Here is a 24,725-nt window from a genome sequence, read left to right on the forward strand (position 1 = left end):
CCGAGACCCTGGCGATATCTCCTGTTCACCTCCAGTATTCTGGTCGGTCTGTGACCGGGCGCCTCAGCTGGAGAGGGCGAGCCCGACTGACTCGTCTGTGAAGGTGAGAAATGGGCTGGACGCCTGCGCCAGGTTCCACGCTGTCCGTTTTGTTCCCCGCCCAAGGGCGGTCCTGGTGACCGTTCTGGACGAGCGCCCGGCCGAGGTCGAAGCGCCGGTAACCGAGCGCGCCCTCTTCTGGTCCGGCCTCGCCGCCAGCGAGCGGACCCTGCTCGACATCCTCGCCGAGACCGCGGCCACCCATCCGAACGCCGCCGCGATCGACGATGGCGACGCCGTGCTGACCTACCGCCGCCTCACCGAGGAGGTCGACGCCCTGCGCGCCCGGCTGGCCGGGCACGGGATCGGCGCCGGCGACCGGGTCGGCGTCCGGATCTCCTCCGGGACCGCCGAGCTGTACGTCGCGATCCTCGCCGTGCTCGCCGCCGGCGCCGCCTACGTCCCGGTCGACGCGGACGACCCCGACGAACGCGCCGACCTGGTCTTCGGCGAGGCCGGGGTCTGCGCGGTGCTCGGCGACGGCGGCGCGCTCATCCCGCGCGGCCCCGCCGGTGGGCAGCCCGGCCGCGAGCCCGGCCCGCAGGACGACGCCTGGATCATCTTCACCTCCGGTTCCACCGGTAAACCGAAGGGCGTCGCGGTTACCCATTCCGCGGCCGCCGCGTTCGTGGACGCCGAGGCCCGCCTGTTCCTCACCGAGGAGCCGATCGGCCCGGGGGACCGCGTGCTGGCGGGACTCTCGGTGGCCTTCGACGCCTCCTGCGAGGAGATGTGGCTCGCCTGGCGGCACGGCGCCTGCCTGGTCCCCGCCCCGCGCTCGCTGGTCCGCACCGGGGTCGACCTCGGCCCCTGGCTGGTCGCCCAGCGGATCACCGTCGTCTCCACCGTGCCGACGCTGGCCGCCCTGTGGCCCGCCGACGCGCTCGAGGACGTCCGCCTGCTGATCTTCGGCGGCGAAGCCTGCCCGCCCGAACTGGCCGAACGCGTCGCCGTCGAGGGGCGCGAGGTCTGGAACACCTACGGCCCGACCGAGGCCACCGTGGTCGCCTGCGCGGCCCAGCTCACCGGCGAGGAGCCGGTGCGGATCGGCCTGCCGCTCGCGGGCTGGCAGCTCGCCGTGGTCGACGAGCGCGGCGAACCGGTCGCCATGGGGGAGTCCGGCGAGCTGGTCATCGGCGGCGCCGGGCTGGCCCGCTACCTCGACCCCGCCAAGGACGCCGAGAAGTTCGCGCCACTGCCCGCGCTCGGCTGGCAGCGTGCCTACCGCAGCGGCGATCTGGTCCGCGCGGAACCCGAGGGCCTGCTGTTCCTCGGCCGCGCCGACGAGCAGATCAAGCTCGGCGGCCGCCGGATCGAACTCGGCGAGGTCGACGCCGCCCTGCAGGCGCTGCCCAAGGTGGCCGGGGCCGCGGCGGCGATCCGCAAGACCAAGGCCGGTAACCAGGTGCTCGTCGGATACGTGGTAGCCCTGGACGGGTTCGACCACGACGACGCCGCGGCCCGCCTGCGCGAGCAACTGCCCGCCGCGCTGGTGCCGCTGCTCGCGGTCGTCGACGACCTGCCCACCCGCACCTCCGGCAAGGTCGACCGCGACGCCCTGCCCTGGCCGCTGTCCACAGTGGACACAAGCGGGGTGGACCTGACCGAGACCGAGTCCTGGCTGGCCGAAGGCTGGGCGGAAATCCTCGGCGTCTCGGTCACCGATCCGAAGGCCGACTTCTTCACGCACGGCGGCGGCAGCCTCACCGCGGCGCAGCTGATCGCCCGCATCCGCACCCGGCACCCGCAGGTCTCGGTCGCGGACATCTACCAGTACCCGAAGCTCGGCGCGCTCGCGTCGCACCTGGACGCGCTGGACGGCCAGGAGACCAAGCGGCGGGAGATCGCGCCGACGCCGCGCCGGGCGGGGGTGCTCCAGAGCCTGCTGATGGTGCCGCTGATGACCCTGGTCGGCCTGCGCTGGACGACCGTGTTCGCCGCGCTGTCCAACGTGCTCACCCTGGCCGGAGTGGCCTGGGCGCCGACCGTTTCCTGGTGGTGGCTCGGCGCGGCCTGGCTGGTGCTGTTCAGCCCCGCCGGGCGGATCGCGCTCTCCGCGACCGGCGCGCGGCTGCTGCTGCGCGGGATCCGGCCGGGCAGCTACGCACGCGGTGGGAGCGTCCACATGCGACTGTGGGCCGCCGAGCAACTCGCCGAGTTCAGCGGCGCGACCAGCGTCTCCGGCGCGTCCTGGATGACGCACTACGCCAAGGCGCTCGGCGCGAAGGTGGGCAAGGACGTCGATCTGCACTCGCCGCCGCCGGTGACCGGGTTCCTCAAGGTCGCCCGGGGCGCCGCGGTGGAGCCCGAGGTCGAGCTTTCCGGCCACTGGGTCGACGGCGATCTGGTGCACATCGGCAAGATCCGCATCGGCGCGGACGCCCGGATCGGGGCGCGCAGCACGCTCTTCCCCGGCGCGCGGATCGGCAAGGGCGCCGAGATCGCGGCCGGGTCCACCGTGCGGGGCGCGGTGCCCTCGGGGCAGCGGTGGGCCGGTTCGCCCGCCGCCCGCAGCGGCAAGGACGCGTTGAAATGGCCGTCGAGCCGCCCGCCGCGGTCCCGGTTCTGGTCGGCCGTCTACGGCCTGACCTCGGTCCTGCTCGGCCTGCTGCCCGCCTTCGCCGCGATCCCCGGCGTGCTCGTCGTGGGCGCGGCGATCGCCGGTACGCCGACCCTGGGCGCCGCGCTCGGCAGCGCGCTCGCGTTCGTCCCGCTCGCCACGGTCGTCTACTTCGTGAGTTACGCACTGCTCGTACTGGCCGGGGTGCGCGCGCTGAGCATCGGCATGCACGAGGGCTACCACCCGGTGCACGGGCGGACCGCCTGGCGGGTCTGGGCCACCGAGCGGCTGATGGGCATGGCCCGGGAAGGGCTCTTCCCGTTGTACGCCAGCCTGTTCACCCCGGTCTGGCTGCGCCTGCTCGGCGCGAAGGTGGGCCGCGGGGTCGAGGCGTCCACCGTGCTCGCGCTGCCCAAGATGACGCAGGTGGACGATGGCGCGTTCCTCGCCGACGACACCATGGTCGCCACCTACGAACTGGGCCACGGCTGGCTGCACGTCGCCCCGGCCCGGGTCGGCAAGCAGGCGTTCCTGGGCAACTCCGGGATGACCGCACCCGGTCGTGCGGTGCCCAAGCGCGGCCTGGTCGGCGTGCTCTCGTCGACGCCGCGCAAGGCCAAGAAGGGCTCGTCCTACCTGGGCATGCCGCCGATGCCGCTGCGCCGCGCGGTCGAGGCGGGGGACAGCAGCCGCACGTTCAACCCGCCGCGCCGCCTCAAACTGGCGCGTGCGGCCGTCGAGCTGTGCCGGATCCTGCCGGTGATGTGCGGCGCCGCGCTCGCGGTGCTGGTGTTCGCCGCGCTGGCCGCCCTGCGCGCCGCCGCCGGGCTGTGGCCGGCCGCGCTGCTGTCCGGGCTCGTCCTGCTCGCGGCGGGCGCCGTCGCCGCGGGGATCGCGACGGCGATGAAGTGGTCGCTGGTCGGCCGGTTCCGCGAGGTCGAGCACCCGTTGTGGAGTTCGTTCGTCTGGCGCAACGAACTCGCCGACACGTTCGTCGAGGTGCTCGCGGTGCCGTGGCTGGTCGGTTCGCTCGGCGGCACGCCGCTGCTGCCGCTGTGGCTGCGCTCGATGGGCGCGAAGATCGGGCGCGGGGTGTGGCTGGAGACCTACTGGCTGCCGGAAGCGGATCTGGTACGACTTGGTGACGGTTCGACGATCAATCGCGGCTGCGTGGTGCAAACCCACCTGTTCCATGATCGGATCATGAGCATGAGCGAGGTCGTACTGGACGAGGGCGCGACGCTCGGGCCGCACGGGATCGTGCTGCCGGGCGCGAGCATCGGCGCGCGCACCACGGTCGGACCGGGCTCCCTGGTCACCCGGGGCGACGCGGTTCCGGCGGATTCCCGCTGGCTGGGCAACCCGATCGCGGCGTGGAACAGGAGCGGCCGGGGTTGAGTCCGAAGGTATCCCCACCCGCCCCGGGCGCGGACACCTCCGGTGACTCCTACCTCCCCGCGCACGGCAACGGCGGCTACCGCGTCACGCACTACGACCTCGACCTCGACTACCGCATCGGCCCGAACCGGCTGTCCGGCCACGCGGTCATCAGCGCCGTGGCCACCCAGGCGCTGTCCCGGCTGAGCCTGGACCTGGCCGGGTTCAAGATCGGCCGGGTCCTGGTCGACGGGCAGCCCGCGAAGTTCACCCAGCGCCCGGCGAAACTGCACGTCAAACCAGCCCGGTCGATCGCGGCGGGCGCCGAGTTCCGGGTGGAGGTCCGGTACGTGGGCAACCCGCGGCCGATCTCCGGGCGGTGGGGCGACATCGGCTGGGACGAGCTGACCGACGGTTCCCTGGTCGCCAGCCAGCCGGTCGGCGCGCCGTCCTGGTTCCCGTGCAACGACCATCCGGCGGACAAGGCGTCCTACCGGGTGTCGGTGTCCACGTCCTCGCCGTACGCCGTGCTGGTGACCGGGAACCTGGTGTCGCGGCGGCAGAGTGCGAGCACCACGACCTGGGTCTTCGAGCGGCCGGAGCCCACCTCGACCTATCTCATGGGTGTCCACATCGGACGGTACGAGGAGATCGAGCTAGTCGGTTCCGGCAAGCGGGATTCGTACCTGCTGAGCGTCCAATTAGGACGCGGTAGCCAGGTCGCGGAGGTCGCCGCGGCCGTGCCGCAGCGGGCCGCGGTGCCGGGCCGGTTGCGCGAGGCGTTCGCCCACGACTTCGGCCGCCAGTCCCGGATGATGGACGTCCTGCGCGGATTCTTCGGGCCGTACCCGTTCGGCGAATACGTCGTCGTGGTGACCGACGACGAGCTGGACGATCCGATCGAGGCGCAGGGCCTGTCGGTCTTCGGCGCCAACCACGTCGACGGGCGGCGCACGCACGAGCGGCTCGCCGTGCACGAACTGGCCCACCAGTGGTTCGGCAACAGCCTCACCGTGGCCGACTGGCGGCACATCTGGCTCAACGAGGGGTTCGCCACCTACGCGGAATGGCTGTGGTCCGAGGCGATCGGGGGCGCTTCCGCGGCGGCGCACGCCCGGCAGTGGCACGCCCACCTGGCCGCGGGTCCGAACGATCTGCGGATCGCCGATCCCGGCGTGGACCGGATGTTCGACGAACAGGTGTACAAGCGCGGCGCGCTGACCCTGCACGCCCTGCGGCGCGAACTGGGCGACCAGGCGTTCTTCGAGCTGTTGCGGGCGTGGGCGAGCGAGCACCGGCACGGCACGGTGACCACCGAGGCGTTCGTCGCACTGGCCGAGTCGAAGGCCCACCGCTCGCTCGAAGAACTCTTCGCCGCCTGGCTGACCCGCACCGCGCTGCCCGGGATCTAGGGGACGGTGGCGTATCCGTTCGCGTAGGCGTACCGGATCGCCTGCGCGCGGTCGCGGCTGCCGGTCTTGGCGTAGATCCGGTTGATGTGGGTTTTCACCGTCGCCTCGCTGACGAACAGCTCGCGGGCGATCTCCCGGTTCGCCCGCCCGGCCGCGAGCAGGCGGAGCACGTCGGTCTCCCGCGCGGTCAGCTCGTCCGCCCGGTCCTCGGGTGCGGGACTCCGCGTGGCCCGCAGCGCGCTGTCCACGAGCCTGCGCTGGACCTCCGGAGCCAGCACGGCCTGGCCCGCCGCGGCGGCGTGGACGGCCCGGCCGATCTCGTCGCGGGTGGCGGATTTGGTGAGGTAGCCCAGCGCGCCCGCGTCCAGCGCGCGCAGGATCGAATCGTCGTCGGCGTACGTGCTGAGCACGACCACCTGGGTGTCCGGATGCTCCGCGCGAATCCGCGCGGTCGCGGTGACCCCGTCGCACCGGGGCATCGCGAGATCCATCAGCACGACCTCCGGCCCGGTGGCCGCGACCTGCTCGACCGCGGCGAGCCCGTCCGCCGCCTGGCCGGCCACCGTGATGCCCGGCAGCGCCTCGATCAGCAGCGCGAGCCCTTCCCGCACCGCGGACTGGTCGTCGGCCACCACCACCCGGATGTCGTTCATGCCGGAATTCTCACCGACATCCGCCAGCCTCCGGCTTCCGGCCCGGCCGCGAGCGTACCCCCGGCCAGTTCGGCGCGCTCGGCGACGCCGGTCAGCCCGTACCCCGCCCCGGTTCCGGTCAGCGGTCGCGGGGCGCCGGCGGGCGGCGCCGGGTTGGTGACCGTCGCGCCGACCTCGGTGTCGCCGTAGTCCAGTTCGATCGTCACCGGAGCGCCCGGTGCGTGCTTGCGGGCGTTCGTCAGGGCTTCCTGGACCGCGCGGTACAGGGTGAGGCCCGCGCCCGGCGGGAGGTCCCGGTGCACGCCCCGCACCCGCAGGACCACGGCCGGTTCGTCCACAAGGGACTCGAGCAGTTCGGGCAGGGACACCGAGTCCTCGCGCAGGGCCCGGACGGCGCGGCTGGTCTCGGTGAGTCCCTCCCGGGCCAGCCGTCCCGCGCGGTCGACGCAACCGGCGATCTTGGCCAGGGCGGGGTGTTCCCGTGGCAGGTCCGGGGTCTGCAGCAGCGCCCCGGCCGCCTCCAGCTGCAACGACAGCGCGGACAGCGAATGCGCCTGGATGTCGTGGATTTCCCGGGCGATCCGGGCCCGTTCGGCCAGTGCCGCCGCGGCCGCGGTCGCCTCGGTCGCCCGGCGGGTTTCGGCGAGCAGCAGTTCGGCCTGCTCGGCTCGCTGCAGGAACTGCCGCCGGGTCACTCCGGAGAGCCAGAGCCCGACGAAGGCGCCCGCGATGCCGAAGGCGTTGACCGCGATCCGGTCGCTCGACAGATCGGTGACCACCATGGCCAGCAGCCCGGCGGCCACCGCAACCCCCGAGCGCCGCACCCCGAAGAGCATCCCGGCCGAGAAGGCGACCTCACCGCAGAGCGCGATGGCCAGGGAAGCCGAGGCGACCACCACCAGCACCCCGGACACCGCCGAGGCGAGCAGCAGGCCACCGAACATCGCCCAGCCCGGCACCCCGGGCAGCGAATGTGCGGTGACGCCCAGCGCACCGGCGGCGAACAGCGCCCACACCAGGCCGTCCCCGGGCAGGTAACCGGCGGTGAACAGGGTGATCAGCGTGCCCGCGAGCACCAGGCCGCGAACCACCACGTAGAAGGTGGGCCTGGTCAGCAACAGGGAGGGCACGGCTGCAGCGTGCCAGGCCACCGTGCGGCCCGCATCCGCCCGGGGGTGGATCACGGGTGGAGGCTGCCCGCTCATCCCGGTTTCCACCCGCGATCGGCCGCCGGACCGACGCCCGGAAGCGTCCCCGGAACCTAGCTTTTCCTCGTCCGGTTCGACGAAGCCTTGGGGGAGACCCGATGCAAGACGCCCTGATCCTGTCCGCCGCCCTGCTCGCCTACGTCCTGCTCACCCAGATCGGGCGGCACAAGGTGAGCCTGCTGCGGATGCTGCCGTCGCTCGGACTCGTGGGTTACTTCGCCTGGTCGTTCCTCGCCGATCTCACGTTCACCGCGCCGAACCTCTGGACCGCGGGCATCGGGACCGCGCTCGGGCTGGCCGTCGGCGGTGGCTTGCTGGCCACCCTGGCCGTCGAACGCGACCGGGAGACCGGGCGCGCGTACACCCGTGCGGGAGCGCCCTACCTGCTCATCTGGCTGGTGGTCCTGGGCGGGCGCCTGCTCTTCCTGTGGGCGCTGGAGCACGTGACCTGGTTCGGCGAGGACGTCGGCCGGTTCCTGATGGAGAACCGGATCGAAGCGAACGCGGTGGCCGCCTTCTTCGTCCTGATGGCCATGGCGATGATCCTGTGCCGCAACATCGGGGTGTATGTGCGGGTGGCCCGGACCCCGACCCCGGTCACGGTTGGCTGACCACCGCGGAGGCGAGCCGCACGACCTCGGCGATCACGTCGTCGAGCGGGAGCCGGTAGCCGCCGATCGACCAGTGGTAGACGAGTTCGTTCACCGCGCCGATCAGGGCGACCGCACCGAGGAAGAAGTCCCGGTCGGTGGCTTCGCCCCGGGCGACCGCGCGTTTCGCCTCCGCGACCAGCATTTCCACCCAGCGCGCACGCCAGGCGAGCCGATGCTGCTCCACCGCGTCGCTGACCCCGATGACTTCCACATAGGACAGTCGCGCCCAGCGGGGGTCCTTCGCGGTGGTGGTGATGTAGGCGCGCACCGCGCGTTCGATGCGCACCGGCAACGATTCGTCCGCGGTGTCGGCGAGCGCCTCGGCCACCGCGGTCACCGCCTGCTCGATGATCTTGTCGTGCAGCGCCATCAGCAGCGCCTCGCGGCTGGCGAACTCCTCGTAGAAGTTGCGCGTGGAAACCGACGCCGTGGCGCACAGCTTTTCTATCGAGCTCGCCGCGTAGCCGTCGTTGCCGAACAGGTCCAGTCCGGCCGCGAGCAGGCGTTCCCGGCGTTCCGCGCGGCGGTCGGCCGCGGAACGGCCGCCGTAAACGCGACGCGCGGGTTGTTCACTGGGGGACACCACTCCAGATTAGGCCACGGCGACCGGGGAGGTGGACCGTCGGCCGCCGTTTGGCTCACCCGACCGCGACCGCGGAGGGCGTGACCCGGACCGGGAACCGGGACAGCCCGCGGATCACCGTGGTCTTCCGCCACTGCGCGCTCCCGGTCGGCCGCAACCCGGGCAGCCGTTCGGCGAGGGCCCGCAGGGCGACGGTCGCTTCCAGGCGGGCGAGCGGCGCGCCCAGGCAGTAGTGGATGCCGCTGGAGAAGGCCAGGTGTTCCCGGCCGGGATCCCGGGTGATGTCGAATTCGTCCGGCCGGGAGTAGACGCGCTCGTCGCGTCCGGTCGAACCGAGCAGCAGGATGAGCGGCCGGTCCTTCGCGATGCGGCGGCCGCCGAGTTCCAGCTCCTCGTGGGGGATCCGGACGGTCAGCTGCACCGGCGAGTCGTAGCGCAGCGTCTCCTCCGCGGCCTTCCCGGCGAGTTCGGGCTCCGCGCACAGCCGCTCCCACTGGCCGGGGTGGGCGAACAGCGCGTGCATCGCGTTCCCGATCAGGTTCACCGTGGTCTCGAACCCCGCGATGAGCAGCAGTTCGCAGGTCGCCAGCAGTTCCGGAACGGTCAGCTTGTCCTCGGCGTTGGCCGCCGCCAGCTGGCTGATCACGTCCTCGCCCGGATCGGCGCGGCGCTGCTCGATCAGCCGTCCGAACAGCTCGTACAGTTCCGCGGTCGCCCGGCTCAACGCGTTGGCCTGCCGCAACGAGCCGATTCCGTCCAGGGACGCCCCGACGATCCGGCCGTACCGGGCGAACCGGTCCGCGTCGGCGTCCGGGATGCCGAGCAGGGTGGTGATCACCGCGATCGGCAGCGGGCTCGCGAAATCGGACATCAGATCGAACTCGCCCCGGGCCGTCGCCCGGTCGAGCAGCTCGTGGGCGATGCGTTCGATGGTGGCCTGGTAGCCGTTGATCCGGCGCGGGCCGAAGGCGGGCCGGGCCAGCGTGCGCAGCCGCGTGTGGTCCGGCGGGTCGAGTTCCAGGAACGAGGGCACGATGTCGCCGTCGCGGGCGTCGAAGATCGGGTCGAATCCGGGTGGCTCCGCGCCCGCGGAGGTTCGCACTCCGAGCCTGCGGTCGCGCAGCACGTCGTTGCACAGCCCGAAGCGCGACGCGACGAGGACCCCGGTCCGGCTGCGGTACCACGGCTCACCGGCGCGCAGCCGCGCGTACAGCGGGTACGGATCGCGTTGCCACTGCGCGGTGCCCAGCCGCGCGAATTCGTCGCCGGTGAAGGCGAGCAGTCGCCCCACGACCCGTTCGACGCTGATGCGCGCGACGAGCCGCGCGCTCTCGAGCAGTGTCATCACTGTCCTCCTTGTCCCGTGAGATCCCGGAATCCGAGTCCGGCGAGGGTGGTGTCGAGGGCGATTCGCGGGGCGTCCGCCGGAGCGAGTTTCCCCAGTGCCACGCCTTCCCAGGCGGCGTAGACCAGCGCGTACAGGGTCGAGGTGATCCACCAGGCGGACACCCCGGCGCGCAGCACCTGCTCCTGCTGCGCGCGCAGCGCGAACGCGGCGACCGGTTCGTCGAGGCGTTCGGCGCGCGCGGCGATCTCGGGCTCGTCGTCCAGGGACGGCTGCCGGAAGAGGAAGGCGAGCCGGGGGCCGAGTGGCACCAGCGCCTCCACCAGCCTGCGCAGTCCGTCCACTGTGGACTCGCCAGGAGTGTCCAGCTTCGCCTCGGCGATGGCGTTCTCCACGCGGTCCAGCGAATCGTGCGCCACGGCGACGAGCAGGTCCTGCCGGGTGGGGTAGTGCTTGTGCAGGGTGGTCCGGCCGATGCCCGCGGCCTCGGCGACCTGGGCGAGCGACGCGGTGGGATTGGCGACCAGCACCTCGGCGGCGATATCGAGCGTAGACGGCCGTTCGCGAGTGATCGTCGCACGCCGCAAGTGAACACTCATGTTCGCAACGGTACATAGGTGACGGCCTGGTCGCCACCTTTCTCGAAGGCGCTCAGGAAAAGGTCGGGCGCGGCGGGATGTCGACCAGGGCGGGCTGACCGGCCGGAGCCCCGGAGCCGACCCAGTGCGCCAGCCGCGCCGGGGTGAACAGCTCGTCGATGACCATGAAGGCGGCGCCGACCAGCCCGGCCTGGTCGGACAGCGTCGAACGGGCGATCCGCAGTTCCCGGGTGGCCAGCGGCAGCGAGCGCCGGTAGACCGTTTCCCGCAGTGCGGCCAGCAGCAGGTCACCGGCGCCGGAGACACCGCCACCGATGATCACCAGGGCCGGGTTGTAGAAGCTCACCAGCGTCGCGAGCAGGCGGCCGATCAACCGCCCGGCCTGGGTGAGCAGTTCGACCGCGGTCCGATCGCCGTGCTGCGCCGCCGCCGAGATGTCGGCCGCGGTGATCGTGCCCTTCGATTCGCGCAGGCGGGCGAGGAACTCGCTGCGGCCGTCGGCGGCCGCAGCGAGCCCGTCGCGGGCCAGCGCGGCGCCCCCGGCGAACGCCTCCAGGCACCCGGTGTTCCCGCACCGGCACACGACGACCGGATCGTCGGCGACGGCGGCGTGGCCGATGTCCCCGGCGCAGCCCTGGCTGCCGCGGTGCAACCGGCCGCCGGAGACCAGCCCGGCGCCGATCCCGGTGCCGATCTTGATGTACAGGATGTCGTCCTGCCCCTTCGCCGATCCGGCGCGCAACTCGCCGAGGGCCATGGCGTTGACCTCGTTGTCCACCCAGACCGGGGCGTCGAAGCGCGCGGCGAACCGGTCGCGCACCGGATAGCCGTCCCAGCCGGGCATGATCGGCGGCGCGCTCGGGCGTCCGGTGGCGAACTCGACCGGACCGGGCAGCCCGATCCCGGCTCCCCAGATCGGGGCCGGATCGACCTCGGCGAGCAACCGGTCGAAGAGTTCCTCCACGTGGCCGAGCACGCTCTCCGGGCCGAGCCCGATGTCGGCGGGCTCCTCGTGTTGCGCGAGCACCCGGCCGGACAGATCGGTGATCCCGACGCCGATGCTCGTCGCGCCCAGTTCCGCGGCGAGCACCACTCCGGCCCGGGCGCGGAAGCGGAGTTCCCGGGGCGCCCGCCCGCCGCTGGACGGCCCGAGGTCGCCGTCCTCCAGCAGCCCGCATTCGGTCAGCTGGGCGATCCGCTGGGTCACGACGGTCCGGCCGAGTCCCGCCCGGCGGCCGATCTCCGGTTTGGTCCGGGCGATACCCGAGCGCACGAGGTCGAGCACGGTGGCGAGGCTGTCCACCTGGTCGGCTGCGACGGTCTGCATTCGCTCATCTTCCAGCATGCGCTGGTCGCCCGTCGGGTGTCCTCGATCGCAAAGGGGATGAAAACGGCTGCCCCGATAGCTACCATGTGCGTCATGGCTTACCAGTTCTATCTCTGATTCTGCCGACGAGCTTCGTGCGCTGAGGTTCGGCGGGCCCTTCGCCGCCCGCGCCGCGCACCGCTTCCTTCGTCGTCCACTTTGTACTGCCGGTGACCCCGGCGGTTTCGGCGCGCCCGCGAGTCCGCTCTCGCCGGGTGCGCGCCGAAGTACCCAGAATCGGAGAAACTGTTGCTACGCACCAAAACTGACCTACTCGACGCTGCCGAGGAAGGGCAGCGCGCGCATCTGGCGGCCGAGTCGGTGAGCAAGACGTACGAATCCCGGCCGGTCCTGTCCGAGGTCTCGCTGACCGTCAGCGCGGGGCAGCGGCTCGGCGTGGTCGGCGAGAACGGGAGCGGGAAAACCACCCTGCTGGCCCTGCTCTCCGGCGCGGTCGAACCGGACTCGGGCACGGTCACCCGGCACGGTTCGCTCGCGGTCGCCGGTCAGGAACTCCCGTTCGGGCCGGCGGACACGATCGCGTCCCTGCTGGCGGTCGCCCTGGCCGGAGCCCGCACGGCACTGGCCGAACTGGACGCCGCCACCCAGGCGCTCACCGACGGCGAGCCCGGTGCGGACGAACGGTTCGCCGACGCGCTGGCCCGGGCGGAACGGCTGGAGGCGTGGGACGCCGAACGGCGTGCCGACCTGGCGCTGGCCGGACTGGGCGCACCCGGCGACCGGGAGCGGCCACTGGCCGAGCTGTCGGTGGGACAGCGTTACCGGGTGCGGCTCGCGTGCGTGCTCGCCGAACGCGTCGACGTGCTGCTGCTCGACGAGCCGACCAACCACCTCGACGCGGCGGGGCTGGCGTACCTGACCGAAAGCCTGCGCGCACATCCCGGCGTGGTGGTGCTGGTCAGCCACGACCGGATGCTGCTCGACGAGGTCTGCACCGCGTTGCTGGACCTGGATCCGAACGCCGACGGGACGCCGACGGTGTACGGCGGCGGCTACTCGGCCTACAAGCAGGCGAAGGCGGCCGAACGGGTGCGCTGGGAACAGCGCTACGCCGCCGAAACCGCCGAGCTCGAGCAGCTGGCGCACGACCTGCGGGCCGCGGAGAACCGGTTGATCTCGAAGTGGCGGCCGGACAAGGGAACGAACAAGCACGGCCGCGCGACGCGCGCGCCGGGCCGGCTGCACAGCGTCCAGCGGCGGCAGGCGGAGCTGACCGCCCGCCGGGTGCCGCGGCCGCCGGAGCCGTTGCGGTTCTCCTGTCCGGATCTGCCGGGCTCCGGTGCCGGGGCGGTGCTGACCGCCGCGGAGGTCGTCGTTCCCGGGCGGCTCGAGCTGCGCGCGGCGGTCGCGTTGTCCGCGGGGGACCGGTTGCTGGTCACCGGGCCGAACGGGGCCGGGAAGTCGACGCTGCTCGAGACGTTGTCCGGTTCTCTCGAACCGTCTGCGGGGTCGGTGTGGCGAGCGAAGTCCGCGCGGGTCGAACTGCTGGGCCAGGAATCGGAATTCGCCGATCCCGGCCGGACTCCGGACGAGGTGTATTCCTCGGTCGCCGATCGGCTGGTGCTGCACGGCGGGCTGCCCGCCGGGAAGGTGGTTCGGTTGGGAGAGCTGGGTTTGCTGTCGGCGGCGGACCGGAACCGCCCGGTCGGCCGGCTGTCCACCGGGCAGCGGCGCCGGCTTTCCCTGGCACTCGCGGTGTTGCGCGCTCCGCATGTGCTGCTGCTCGACGAACCGACGAACCACCTGTCCAGCACCCTGGTCGACGAGTTGACCGAGGCGATCCGGCACACCCCGGTGGCGGTCGTCGTGGCCGCCCACGACCGGCAACTGCGCTCGGATCTGGCGGACTGGCCGGAACTTTCCTTGGCGGGGTGAGTGAACCGGCCGACTTGTCCACAGGGGACCGGTTGTCCACAGGTTCGAAAACCGGAGCTTCCGGCCTGGTGTCGCGACGGCCACGATGAAGTCATGAAAGTCGCGAGCCGGGCCGCGGAGCCCGAAACCTTGTACAACGCGAGCCGGGACGGGGCGATCAGCGTGGCCGCCCTGTCCCGGCTCGGGATATCGCCGCGCACCGCATATCGCCGTTGCGCGCGTGGCGGTCCCTGGCAGCGCCCCCTACCGGGCGTCGTGCTGCTCACCAACGGCCCGCCGACCAGGCGGCAACTCGTGCAGGCCGCCCTGGTGTACGCCGGTCCGGGTGCGGTGGTGACCGGCGTCGAATCCTGCCGTCGCCAAGGGCTCACCGAACTGCCCGAGGACGACGCGACGGTGCATGTGCTCATTCCGCATGCCCGCAAGGTGAACACCTTGGACTACGTGGTCGTGGAACGGACCACTCGGCTTCCGGCGCCGGTCTTCCGGGGCGGGCTGCCGCTGACGCCGCTGCACCGGTCGCTGCTCGACGCGTGCCGCCGGATGCGGGACTTCGCACCGGTGTCCGCGCTGCTGACCGAGGCGGTGCGGCGGTGCCGGGTGAGTCCACATCGGATCAGGGACGAACTCGACCACGGCAGCCAGCGCGGTGCCCTCGTCCCACGACAGGTGCTCACCGGGATTCTCGCCGAGTGCGTGCCGCGGAACCGTTCGGGAAGCGGAGCGGCGGCGGTGCGCTTCGGCGGTGAGGTGGCAGCCGGTGCTGAGGCTCAGGGTGGTGTTGGCCGCGGTGCCGAACAGCAGTTCCGTGCAGGAGGGGTGCGGGAAGGACACCTCGTGGTCGCCGGGCCGGTCGCCGACCACCGCGGGCTCGCCGAATCCTTGCCGCTGCGCGGTTTCCCGCACCAGCGCGACGGCCCGGGCCCATTCGGCGTCCGGCAGATTGCCCGGTGAGATGCCGGAGCTGTAACGGCGGATCTCGCCGTCGCGGCCGATCGCCGAGAGATCCCCGACGTATCCGGACGCGCTGACCGGTTCTCCCGGGGGTTGCCAGGCGGCGATGCCGACTTCGCGGACGAGCCGGTCGCGGATCTCGGTGAGCATGCCCTGGTAGGCCGATTCGGCCTGCTCGATGTCGGGTCGTTTCCTCAGCTCGGCGAACTGGGCGTTCATCGCGTCCCCCTTCGGTTCGCCGGAGCCGCAGCCGGTCAACGCGACGGCCAGGGCGCAGGCGAGGTCGCCGCGCCACGCGTTGCCCAGGGTGGTGAAGGACCGCGCGGTCTGGGCGCCGGGCAGCGCGGTGCCCGCTTCGGCGATGGCCCCGGCGAGGTCCACACCGGACACCTGCTCACCGGCCGAACGAGCGGCGTTCGCGGCGTGGCGCAGGGCGGCGATCTGGGCTTCGTACTCGCTCACGTTTCCCACCTCCCGTGGGCGATCGAACGCACCATGAGACGCCGCGTTCCCGACGCATGTTCCCCGAACAGCGAAAACCGGATCTCTCACCCGGCCGAGCAGGGGCCCGGAACGGAACGGCACGGGTGGCACACCGGACCAGAGACATCGGATGTCTGTACGGCTGTGCGAGTGAAAGCTATGGCCCAGATCGGGTTCTATCTGCGAACATGCTCGACGTCGATGACGATGGCGGGGCGAAACATAGTATGAATCGTGGAGGCGACGATGCCCGAGGTGTCCAGGAGGGTCGTGCTCAAGGGCGCCTCGGTCGCGGCGGGGGCGGCGGCCACCGGCGGGTTGTGGGCGGCGGCCCCGGCAACCGCCGAGCCGGCCGGGCACGGTGTTCATCGCGACCTCGTGGCCGACGCGCGCATGCTGTGGAAGCGCTTGCCGGTGAGTTGGCAGGACGGTCCGTTCCTCGCCAACGGGCTGCTCGGCGTGCAGGTCTACCGGGGCGACACCGCGCGGTCGGTGAAGTTCATGCTCAGCCATTCCCAGGTGCAGGACCAGCGCGTGCAGTGGGAGGCGGGCATCGGGCTGTCCCGGCTGCCCATCGGCTACCTCACGCTGAACCTGGCGGGCGAGGTCACCGCGGTCGACTGGTGGCTCGACCTGTGGAACGCGGAACTGTCCGGCACGATCACCACCAGCCAGGGCAGCGTCGCGTTCTCGGCGCTCGTGCACAACGACAGCGGCGTCCTGCTGGTCTCCACGATTCCGGGTGCGGGGGAGGAGCCGGCGGCGTGGAGTTTCCAGCCGCTGCCCTCGGCGACCACCCGGACCATTCGCAAGCCGCCGGACTACGTGGCCAATCCCGATCCCGCTCTGGGCCTCGCGGACGGGGTGAACTACGCCGAACAACCCCTGCTGGCCGGGGGCGGGTACACCACCGCCTGGCGGGAACGCCGGGACGGGAGCAGGCGGCTGCTCGCCGCGACCGTGGCCTACGGATTCCCGGACCGGACCTCGACCCCGGACGCCGTGCGTGCCGTCCGGCGAGCGCTGGCGGCGGACCTCGACCACCTGGTCGCCGGGCATCGGCGCTGGTGGAACCGGTTCTACCAGCGCAGCCTGGTTTCGGTGCCGGACAAGGCGGTGCAACGCTTCTACTGGATCCAGCTGTACAAGATCGCGGCGGCGACCCGGGCGGACGCGCCGGTCGTGTCCGAATGGGGGCCGTGGTTCCCCGAGGTCGGCAACAGCTGGACCGCGGTGTGGTGGAACCTCAACGTGCAGGTCGCCTACCCGCTCATCAACGGCGCCAACCACCCGGAGCTCGACGCGGTGACCGCCACCTTCCGCCGGGACCACGAGAACCTCGCGCTCTCGGTGCCCGAGGCGTACCGGGACGGCGAAACCTACGCGCTCTCGCATCCCGGTGACTGGCGGCTGCGCCCCGGCGGCACCCGGACCGTGGGGGTGCCGGGCACCGCGTCGAAGACCGATCAGACCGGCAACCTGCTCTGGGGATTGCACAACGTGTGGCTCGCCTACCGGCACGGGATGGACGACCGGGTCCTGCGGGACGTGCTGTACCCGGTTCTGGCCAAGGCGGTGAACTTCTACCGGCAGTTCCTCACCCCGGGCACCGACGGCAGGCTGCACCTGCCGCTGACCCGGTCCCCGGAGTACGCCGACGCCCCCGACTGCACCTACGACCTTTCCCTGATCCGGTGGGCCTGCTCGACGTTGCTCGACGCGGCCTACCGGTTGCGCCGCGACGATCCCCGGGTGCCCGCCTGGCGGGACATCCTCGCCCGGCTCGTGCCGTACCACCAGGACGCCACCGGCGTGCTCATCGGGGACGGCGTGCCGCTGGCCGAGTCGCACCGGCACTTCTCGCACCTGCTGTGGCTCTACCCGTTGCGGGAAAAGCTGTGGGACCGTCCGGCGGACCGCGACCTCATGCGGCGCAGCTTCGGCCACTGGGCGAGCCGCCGCGACCGCTGGCACGGGTACAGCTTCGCCGCCGCGTCCTCGATGCTGTCGGTAATGGGCTCGCCCGAGGAATCCTTGGCACAGCTGAAGTTCTTCCTCGACGGCAACATCGCCGACAACTGCCAGCTGACCCCGAACACGATGTACCGGGAGGGCGCGAACTTCGCGATCGAGAGCCCGCTGGCCGCCGCCCAGTCGGTGCTCGACATGGTCGTGCAGGGCGCCGCCGGGGTGCTGAAGGTGTTCCCGTCGGTTTCGCGGACCTGGCGGGACGCCTCGATCGCGAACCTGCGCACCGAAGGAGCGTTCCTGGTGGACGCGTCCCGGACCGGCGGTGCCACCGAATGGGTTCGCGTGCACAGCGCCGCGGGTGAACCGCTCGTGCTCGAGCACGGCATCGCCGGTGAGATCGAGGTCCGCGACGAGCACGGCCGCCGGTTGCGCTGGCAGGAGCGCGGCCCGCGCACGATCGCGGTGCGGCTCGGCCGCGGCGAGACCGCCGTGGTCACCCGGCGGGGACGACGGCCCGAGCTGGTGCCGCGGAACGTCCCGGCGAACGGTTCCGCGCCCGCCTGGGGACTGCCCGGCTGAACCACCACGAGACACGGGAGTGGGACATGACCGAACTCAACCGCAGAACCGTGCTGGGTGGGGCGCTCGCCGGGCTCGCGGCCGGGATGGCGGCGCCCGGAATGATCGCGCCCGGAACGGCGCTCGCCGAGGAGGCCGCCATCGCGGACGCGCTGCGGGTCGACCAGGACTGGGCGGCTTTCCTCGGGTTGTCCGATCTGCTCTGGCGGCGGATGCCGAAGACCTGGTACGAGGGACCGTTCCTGGGCAACGGTTTCCTCGGGTCCGGCATCTACGCCGAACCGGACGCCAACGCGATCCGGTTCAACGTGCAGCACAGCCAGGTGCAGGACCACCGGCCGGAGTTCGGTTCCCTGTTCGGGCTGGCCCGGCTGCCGATCGGCTACTTCACGCTCGAACCGGTCGGCGCGATCACCGGGATCGACTGGCGGATGGACCTGTGGAACGCCGAGCTCTCCGGCACCGTCACCACCGCCGCGGGCAGCCTCGAACTGCGCGCGATGATCCACAGTGGACAGTCGGTGCTCGCGGTCGAGGTGTGGCCGAGCGCGGGGGAGCGGGACTTCCGCTGGGCCTTCCACCCGGCCGAGGCCGTCAGCCCCCGCACCGATCCGCGCTTCGGCAAGCCGCCGCCCACCGGGTACGTCGCCAACCCGCCCGCCACCATGGAATCCGCCGGGGACTGCCGGATCGCGGTGCAGCCGTTGCTCGCCGGCGGGGAACATGTCACCGCGTGGCGCGAGGCGACCCGGGGTTCCCGGCGCACGCTGCACGCCGCGGTCGCGTGGTCCCATCCGGAACGGACCGCCGCCCGCGCGGCGCTGCGCGCGGTACGCGCCGCGGCGCTGCCGTGGGACGTCCTGGCGTTCGAGCACCGGCGCTGGTGGCACGCCTACTACCGGCGGAGCTTTCTGTCCATTCCGGACCGCAGGCTGCAGGCCTTCTACTGGATCCAGCTGTACAAGGTGGCCGCCGCGGCCCGCCGGGAGGCGCCGGTCATGGCGACCTCCGGCCCCTGGCTCGAACCGACACCGTGGCCGGCGACCTGGTGGAACCTGAACGTGCAGCTGGAGTACTGGTTGATCCACGGGTCCAACCACCTGGAACTGGACGCGGTCACCTACGCGCTGGACCGCTTCCGGCGGAACCTGCGCGATCAGGTGGCCCAGCCCTACCGCGCCGATTCCTACGGCATTCCGCGCACCACGGACATGACGTTGCTCAACGGGGCGGGCACCGGCACCGCGGGTTACGCGGTCGGCATCCCGGGGAAGGAGAACCCGACGCCGGAGGTCGGCAACCTGACCTGGGCGCTGCACAACGTCTGGCTGTCCTACCGGCACACCATGGACGCGCGCATCCTGCGGGACGTGGTGTTCGGATTGCTGCGCGGGGCGATCAACTACTACCTGCACTTCCTCACCCCGGGCGCGGACGGGCGGCTGCACCTGCCGTTCACGTTCTCGCCCGAGTACGGGGTGAACGCGCCGGACTGCACCTACGATCTCGCGCTGCTGCGCTGGGGTTGCCGCACGTTGCTGGACTCGGCGGAACTGCTGCGGATCGACGATCCGCTCGCCCCGCGGTGGCGCGAAGTGCTGGCGAAACTCACCGGCTACCCGGTCGACGCGAACGGGTACATGATCGGCGCGGGCGTGCCGTTCGCCAAATCACACCGGCACTACTCGCACCTGCTGCAGATCTACCCGCTCTACGAGATCACCTGGGAACGGCCCGAGCACCGCCGGATCATCGAAACCTCGCTCAACCACTGGGTCGGCTTCGAAGGCGCGCTGCAGGGGTACACGTTCACCGGCGCCGCGTCGATGTCGGCGCAGATGCTGCGCGGGGACCGGGCGGAGTTCTACCTCGGCGAACTGCAGCGGCGTTTCATCCAGCCGAACACGATGTACCAGGAGTCGGGTCCGGTCATCGAAACACCGCTGTCCGCCGCACAATCCCTGCACGACATGCTGTGCCAGAGCTGGGGCGGGGTGATCCGGGTGTTCCCGGCCGTGCCCGCGAGCTGGCCGGACGCCGTGGTGCGGGATTTCCGGACCCAGGGCGCGTTCCTGCTGACCGCCGCGCGCCGGGGCGGCCGGACGAACTGGGTGCGGGTGTGCAGCGAGGCGGGCGCGCCGTGCGTGCTGCGGCCGGGAATCGACGGCGAGCTGACCGTCCGCGATCCGCGCGGCCGCGACCTGCGCTGGCGCAGGCTGCCGAACGGGGACGTCCAGATCGATCTCCGGCGCGGCGAAGAGGCCGTGGTGCACCGCACGGGCGAACGGCCGGATCCGCACGTGACCCCGGTGCCCCCGCTGGCCGACTCCGCGCCGTGGGGTCTGCCCTGACGACCTGAAGACTAGGGATTCGTCTAGCCGGAAGAACCGGAAGCCGAGCGCGGGCGGTTGCCGAGGAGCAGGGCGAGGACATCGCCGAAGAGGGTGGACGGCACGGCGTCCGGATCGATACCGCTTTCCACGGCCAGCCCGTTGGACAGCGCGAGCATGGCGACCGCGAGCTGCTCGGCGGGCAGCGGCAACCTGAACCGGCGGGCTTCGGCGGCCCGCCGGATCGCCCCGGCGATGGCCTCCCGCAGCCGCGCGCGCCGCTCGGCCAGCCCGGCGTGCACCTTCTCGTCGTGCATCGCCAGCCCCCAGTACTCGAGGAACAGCCGGTGCCACGTCGCGTCCGTGTGCACCGCCTGGATCAGGCGGATTCCGGCTTCCTGGGTGGCCGCGTCCAGGTCGGTCAGCTCGTCGAACGCCGCGGTGGCGTCGCGCATCCGGTCGACCAGGTGCTCTTCCATGATCGCCAGGACGAGCTCGTCCTTGCTGTCGAAGCTCGAGTAGATCGCACCCTTGGTCAGCCCGGCTTCGGCGGCGATGTCGTTGATCGAGGTCGCGCCGATCCCGCGCTCGGCGAAGACGGCGGCCGCGGCGTCGAGCACCTGGCGGCGGGTCTGCGCGCGCGTCGGGCGGCGGCGTCCCGGTGGTGGTTCGGGTGACACGAACGGCAACGCTACCGCCTGAACCTTGACCGTGATGCGCGTCACCTGGTAAGGAAATAACCTACATACCTGACGGTATCGAGTTGGAGGAGCCATGTTCTCAGCACGACGGCGTGCTGTGTCCGTTCTCGCCGCCGCGGCGCTCGCGGTGGCGGGGGTGATCGGCCTCGCTCAGCCCATCGCCGCGGCCGACGGCCTGCCGCCCAATCCCCGGGACGATCCGTTCTACGCCCAGCCGAGCCCGTTCCCGGACGTCGCGCCCGGCACCATCCTGGACTCGCGGAAGAGCACCGTGCGGGCCCTCGCGATTCCGCTTCCATTCCAAGCGTGGCAAGTGAAGTACCGCTCCACCGATACCCACGGGAAACCGATCGCGAACGTCGCGACGATCATGCAGCCGCTCGGCGAGGCCCCGGCCGGTGGCCGCAAACTGGTCTCGTACCAGACCGCGCAGGACGGGCTCACCACCGACTGCGCGCCGTCCTACTCGCTGGCCACCGGGCTGAACGTGCCGGCGGCCGAACTCGGGCTCATGGGGCCGTTGCTGCTGGCCGGGTACACCGTGGTGACCGCGGACTACGAGGGCCCCGAATCGCAGTGGGCCGCCGCGATCAACAGCGGCCACGGGGTGCTGGACGGGATCCGGGCCGCGCAGAACTTCCCGCCCGCCGGGCTCAACGGCCCGGCGACGCCGACCGCGCTCTGGGGCTACTCCGGCGGCGCGCTGGCCAGTTCCTGGGCCAACGAACTGCAGCCGGACTACGCGCCGGAACTGAAGTTCGCCGGGGTGGCCGCGGGCGGGGTTCCGGCCGACATCGACTACGTGGCCCGCCGGATCGACGGCGGCCCGTTGTCCGGAATCTATCTCGGCGCCGCGATCGGCCTGTCCCGGGCTTATCCCGAGATCGACACGAGCACCCTGCTCAACGAGGCGGGCAAGAAGGCGTTCGAGGAGGTCGGCCGGACCTGCATCGCCCAGTTCGCGGTGTCGCACGCGTTCCGGAAGATGAGCGAGTTCGTCACGGTGCCCGAACTGCTGGACGTCCCGGCGGTCAAGAAGGTGATCGCCGAGAACACCATGGGCCGGTTCCGCCCGGGCGCTCCGATCTACTACTACCAGGGCGTTTTCGACGAGCTGACCTTCGCCGAACCGGTGGACCGGCTGGTGGCGAAGTACTGCTCGCAGGGCGTTCCAGTGCAGTACCGGAAAGAAATCGGGGAACACGGCAGTGTCGCGGTGACCGGCGCTCCGGGGGCCATGGCCTACCTGAACGATCGGTTGTCCGGAAAACCGGCGCCGAGCAACTGCACGTGATCGCCACCCGTGCGGCGGCTGTCGGCCGCCGCACGGAGGCGGCAGGCTGAAATGAATGGGAGTCGGCCGGCAGCAACATCTCAATCAGGCCCTGATGCGTATTCCGCGCCGAGCGGAAAGCACCGATCGGGCCACCCTCAGCAAAACGTTCGTGGCCGCGGGATCGTTTTCCGCGATGCTGCATTCGACGGACCACCAGATCATCTACGGGCGGCGGGGCGCCGGTAAGACCCACGCGTTGCTGCATCTGAGTGATCTGGTCGATCACACCGGCGATATCGCGGTCTACCTCGATCTGCGCACCATCGGCTCGGCCGGGGGAATCTACGCGGACAACTCGCTCAGCCCCGCGGTGCGCGGCACCCACCTGCTGGTGGACACCCTGGAGGCGATCCACGAGGAACTCCTCGTGGTGGCCATCGACCGCGAATTCGGCAACGAGCGGCTGCTGCCCGCGCTGGACGCGCTGGCCGAATCGGCGACCGTGGTGCAGGTCGTCGGGGAGGTCGAGCAGGAGGTCACGCTCGGCGGCTCGACGGAGTCCTCGAGCGGTGCCGAACTGGCCGTGTCGCCGCAAGCGAAGGTGACGCTGGGCCACCGCCGGTCGGCGACCGCGGAGAGCCGGTTGCGCCGCACCGGGACCGAGCGGCACCACGTGGTCTTCGGCCCGCTCGGGCGGGCGCTGCGCGGTGTGGTCCGGGCGTTCGGCACCGCGCGCCTGTGGCTGCTGCTGGACGAGTGGAGCAGCGTTCCGCTGGATCTGCAGCCGCTGCTGGCCGATCTGCTGCGCCGCAGCGTGCTGCCGACCCCGGGGATCACCGTCAAGATCGGAGCCATCGAACGCCGGTCGCGGTTCCGCCAGCCGCTGCCCGGCGGGGATCAGGTGGGCATCGAGGTCGGTGCGGACGCCGCGTCGGCGGTGAGCCTCGACGACGCCATGATCTTCGACGACGCCCGGACCCGCGCGCAGGAGTTCTTCGGCCGGCTCTTCCACAACCACGCCCACACCCGGCTGGCCACGATGATCCCCGATCCGCCGCCGGACGCGCACAGCTTCGTCGAGGAGGTCCTTCCGCCCGAGCGCCTTCCCGGAACTGGTCCGGGCGGCCGAGGGGGTGCCGCGCGACGCGATCAACATCGCGGCCCTGGCCGCGCAGCACGCCCACGACGAACCGATCGCGCTGCGGGACGTGCGGCTCGCCGCCCGGGACTGGTACCTGCGCGACAAACAGGCCGCGATCAGCGCCGACGAGCCCGCGCGCAGGCTGCTGAAGGGCCTGGTCGACGAGGTGGTCGGCAAGCGCCATTCCCGGACCTTCCTGCTCGACCAGCTGGCCGGCGCGCGGCACGCGATGATCGAGGAGCTCTACGACGCGCGGCTGCTGCACGTGCTGCGCCGCGGCATCGTGGACCGGAAGAGCCCGGGCACCCTCTACGACGGGTTCGCGATCGACTACGGCTGCTACGTCTCGCTGCTCGTCGGCGGGGACGCCAGCTCGCGGCCCCGGGGACGGGGAAGCTGGCTCAACTCGCCCAAGGGGGTGCCGCCGGACGGGTTCAGCCTCGCCCGGGAGGCGGTCGACCTGTCCGCGCTGGTGTCCGTTGTGGACGGTTAGAGGTCGAGGGTCACCGTGCCGCCGCGGGACCGGGAAACGCAGATGAGCATGGTGTCGGCGCGTTCGGTGCCGGTCAGCGCGCCGTCGCGGTGCTCGACCTCGCCGGACAGCACGCGGACCTTGCAGGTGCGGCAGAACCCCTGCCGGCACGAGTACGCGACGTCCGGCAGCGCCTCGCGTACCACCTCGAGCGCGGACCGGTCCGCGGGCACGTCCAGGATGCGGCCGCTGCGGTGCAGTGCGATCCGGAACGGTTTGCCGTCCACGATCGGCGGCGCGGAGAACCGTTCGAAGTGGACCGCCTTCGCCCCGCTCGCCGGGAGGTCGACCCGGACGCTGGTGATCATCGGGATCGGCCCGCAGCAGTACACCGTCGCGCCCGGACGGACGCCTTCGAGGAGTTCGGCGCCGGAGGCCGGGATGCCGTATTCGGTGTCCGGCCGGATCCAGATCCGGTCCGGGTCCAGTTCGGCGAGTTCCGCGCGGAACGGCATCGAGCCGAGGTCCCGGCCGGTGTACACCAGGCGCCAGTCGTCACCCCGGGCGGCGGCGCGGCGCACCATCGGCAGGATCGGCGTGATCCCGATGCCACCGGCGATGAACAGGTAGGACTCGCACCGCACGAACGGGAAGGCGTTGCGCGGACCCCGCACGGTCAGCAGCATTCCGGCCCAGAGGGTGTCGTGCACCTCGCGCGAACCCCCGCCGCCGTCGGCGATCCGGCGCACCGCGACGCGGTAGGCGAACCGGTCGTCGGGGTCGCCGCACAGCGAATACTGCCGGATCCGGCCCGACGGCAGCCGGAGGTCGAGGTGCGCGCCGGGCCGCCAGAAGGGCAAGGGGCCGCCCTCCGGGGCGGTGAGCCGGAGGCTCACCACGCCCTCGGCCTCGGCGCGCACCTCTTCGATGCGCAGTCGCAGGTCGCGGTCGACCTCGGCGACCGGTGGCCGTCTGCGCCCGCTGAACCGGCTGATCCGCGCGTAGGCGGCGATGGCCGCGCTCAGCGGGCGCAGCATCCGATCGGGATGCGGGCGGCCACGCAGATC

General features: G+C 71.8%; 19 protein-coding genes. 8 read left to right on the forward strand and 11 right to left on the reverse strand.

What is annotated here, in order from left to right; translation table 11 throughout:
* Positions 1–175 precede the first annotated feature (175 nt).
* Together FXO23_RS31550 and FXO23_RS31555 are read left to right on the forward strand one after the other, a co-directional pair.
* Positions 176–4,057: a Pls/PosA family non-ribosomal peptide synthetase gene (locus FXO23_RS31550; protein WP_246258125.1), complete on the forward strand. Its 3,882-nt coding sequence runs from the start codon at positions 176–178 to the stop codon at positions 4,055–4,057.
* Complete coding sequence (locus tag FXO23_RS31555; RefSeq protein ID WP_158889142.1) at positions 4,054–5,448, forward strand: M1 family metallopeptidase; 1,395 nt, start codon at positions 4,054–4,056, stop codon at positions 5,446–5,448. Before FXO23_RS31550 ends, FXO23_RS31555 begins: the two co-directional genes overlap by 4 nt.
* Here the strand turns inward: FXO23_RS31555 and FXO23_RS31560 are convergent.
* On the reverse strand, positions 5,445–6,101 hold the full coding sequence (locus FXO23_RS31560) for a response regulator transcription factor (RefSeq protein ID WP_158889143.1): 657 nt from the start codon (positions 6,099–6,101) through the stop codon (positions 5,445–5,447). The genes FXO23_RS31555 and FXO23_RS31560 overlap by 4 nt on opposite strands.
* Positions 6,098–7,231: a sensor histidine kinase gene (locus tag FXO23_RS31565; RefSeq protein WP_158889144.1), complete on the reverse strand. Its 1,134-nt coding sequence runs from the start codon at positions 7,229–7,231 to the stop codon at positions 6,098–6,100. The genes FXO23_RS31560 and FXO23_RS31565 overlap by 4 nt, the downstream gene beginning before the upstream one ends.
* Positions 7,232–7,407: 176 nt before the next feature.
* Here FXO23_RS31565 and FXO23_RS31570 point away from each other — a divergent pair, with 176 nt between their 5' ends.
* Positions 7,408–7,920, forward strand: a complete 513-nt coding sequence (locus FXO23_RS31570) for a DUF1453 domain-containing protein (RefSeq protein ID WP_158889145.1) — start codon at positions 7,408–7,410, stop codon at positions 7,918–7,920.
* On the opposite strand, the gene FXO23_RS31575 is transcribed toward FXO23_RS31570, so the two are convergent.
* From FXO23_RS31575 to FXO23_RS31590, 4 genes are read right to left on the reverse strand one after another with little or no spacing between them, the layout of a single operon-like run.
* Positions 7,907–8,545: a TetR/AcrR family transcriptional regulator gene (locus tag FXO23_RS31575; protein ID WP_158889146.1), complete on the reverse strand. Its 639-nt coding sequence runs from the start codon at positions 8,543–8,545 to the stop codon at positions 7,907–7,909. The genes FXO23_RS31570 and FXO23_RS31575 overlap by 14 nt on opposite strands.
* A 55-nt stretch (positions 8,546–8,600) precedes the next feature.
* Complete coding sequence (locus FXO23_RS31580; RefSeq protein ID WP_158889147.1) at positions 8,601–9,890, reverse strand: cytochrome P450; 1,290 nt, start codon at positions 9,888–9,890, stop codon at positions 8,601–8,603.
* Positions 9,890–10,489, reverse strand: a complete 600-nt coding sequence (locus FXO23_RS31585) for a TetR/AcrR family transcriptional regulator (protein WP_158889148.1) — start codon at positions 10,487–10,489, stop codon at positions 9,890–9,892. Before FXO23_RS31585 ends, FXO23_RS31580 begins: the two co-directional genes overlap by 1 nt.
* 52 nt (positions 10,490–10,541) lie before the next feature.
* Positions 10,542–11,816, reverse strand: coding sequence for an ROK family protein (locus FXO23_RS31590; RefSeq protein ID WP_158889149.1), 1,275 nt, complete (start codon positions 11,814–11,816; stop codon positions 10,542–10,544).
* Positions 11,817–12,104: 288 nt separating this feature from the next.
* On the opposite strand from FXO23_RS31590, the gene FXO23_RS31595 reads away from it, so the two are divergent.
* A complete protein-coding gene (locus tag FXO23_RS31595) occupies positions 12,105–13,751 on the forward strand; it encodes an ABC-F family ATP-binding cassette domain-containing protein (protein ID WP_158889150.1) in 1,647 nt (548 codons plus the stop codon).
* Positions 13,752–13,994: 243 nt separating this feature from the next.
* Here FXO23_RS31595 and FXO23_RS31600 read toward each other — a convergent pair whose 3' ends face one another.
* Entirely contained in the window at positions 13,995–15,167 is a 1,173-nt protein-coding gene (locus tag FXO23_RS31600; RefSeq protein ID WP_246258127.1) for an LppA family lipoprotein, read from the reverse strand.
* 267 nt (positions 15,168–15,434) lie between these two features.
* Between FXO23_RS31600 and FXO23_RS31610 the strand changes: the two genes are divergently transcribed.
* Together FXO23_RS31610 and FXO23_RS31615 are read left to right on the forward strand one after the other, a co-directional pair.
* On the forward strand, positions 15,435–17,738 hold the full coding sequence (locus tag FXO23_RS31610) for a glycosyl hydrolase family 95 catalytic domain-containing protein (RefSeq protein ID WP_158889151.1): 2,304 nt from the start codon (positions 15,435–15,437) through the stop codon (positions 17,736–17,738).
* A 26-nt stretch (positions 17,739–17,764) separates the two neighbouring features.
* A complete protein-coding gene (locus tag FXO23_RS31615; protein WP_158889152.1) occupies positions 17,765–20,089 on the forward strand; it encodes a glycosyl hydrolase family 95 catalytic domain-containing protein in 2,325 nt (774 codons plus the stop codon).
* Positions 20,090–20,112: 23 nt separating this feature from the next.
* Here FXO23_RS31615 and FXO23_RS31620 read toward each other — a convergent pair whose 3' ends face one another.
* On the reverse strand, positions 20,113–20,793 hold the full coding sequence (locus FXO23_RS31620) for a TetR/AcrR family transcriptional regulator (protein ID WP_246258129.1): 681 nt from the start codon (positions 20,791–20,793) through the stop codon (positions 20,113–20,115).
* 49 nt (positions 20,794–20,842) lie between these two features.
* On the opposite strand from FXO23_RS31620, the gene FXO23_RS31625 reads away from it, so the two are divergent.
* On the forward strand, positions 20,843–22,063 hold the full coding sequence (locus FXO23_RS31625) for a lipase family protein (protein ID WP_158889154.1): 1,221 nt from the start codon (positions 20,843–20,845) through the stop codon (positions 22,061–22,063).
* A 324-nt stretch (positions 22,064–22,387) separates the two neighbouring features.
* Here FXO23_RS31625 and FXO23_RS51810 read toward each other — a convergent pair whose 3' ends face one another.
* Together FXO23_RS51810 and FXO23_RS51815 are read right to left on the reverse strand one after the other, a co-directional pair.
* Positions 22,388–22,900 carry a hypothetical protein gene (locus FXO23_RS51810; protein ID WP_246258131.1) on the reverse strand — a complete coding sequence of 171 codons (513 nt, stop codon included), beginning with the start codon at positions 22,898–22,900 and terminating at the stop codon, positions 22,388–22,390.
* Positions 22,901–22,942: 42 nt separating this feature from the next.
* A complete protein-coding gene (locus FXO23_RS51815) occupies positions 22,943–23,083 on the reverse strand; it encodes a hypothetical protein (protein ID WP_246258133.1) in 141 nt (46 codons plus the stop codon).
* A 95-nt stretch (positions 23,084–23,178) separates the two neighbouring features.
* On the opposite strand from FXO23_RS51815, the gene FXO23_RS51820 reads away from it, so the two are divergent.
* Complete coding sequence (locus FXO23_RS51820) at positions 23,179–23,679, forward strand: hypothetical protein (protein WP_246258134.1); 501 nt, start codon at positions 23,179–23,181, stop codon at positions 23,677–23,679.
* Here FXO23_RS51820 and FXO23_RS31635 read toward each other — a convergent pair.
* Positions 23,676–24,695 (reverse strand): PDR/VanB family oxidoreductase, encoded by a 1,020-nt coding sequence (locus FXO23_RS31635; RefSeq protein ID WP_158889216.1) that lies wholly within the window; start codon positions 24,693–24,695, stop codon positions 23,676–23,678. The two genes, FXO23_RS51820 and FXO23_RS31635, sit on opposite strands and share 4 nt — an antisense overlap.
* Positions 24,696–24,725: the final 30 nt, after the last annotated feature.

The sequence above is a fragment of the Amycolatopsis anabasis genome (genome assembly GCF_009765355.1).
In the GTDB taxonomy this organism is placed as follows: domain Bacteria; phylum Actinomycetota; class Actinomycetes; order Mycobacteriales; family Pseudonocardiaceae; genus Amycolatopsis; species Amycolatopsis anabasis.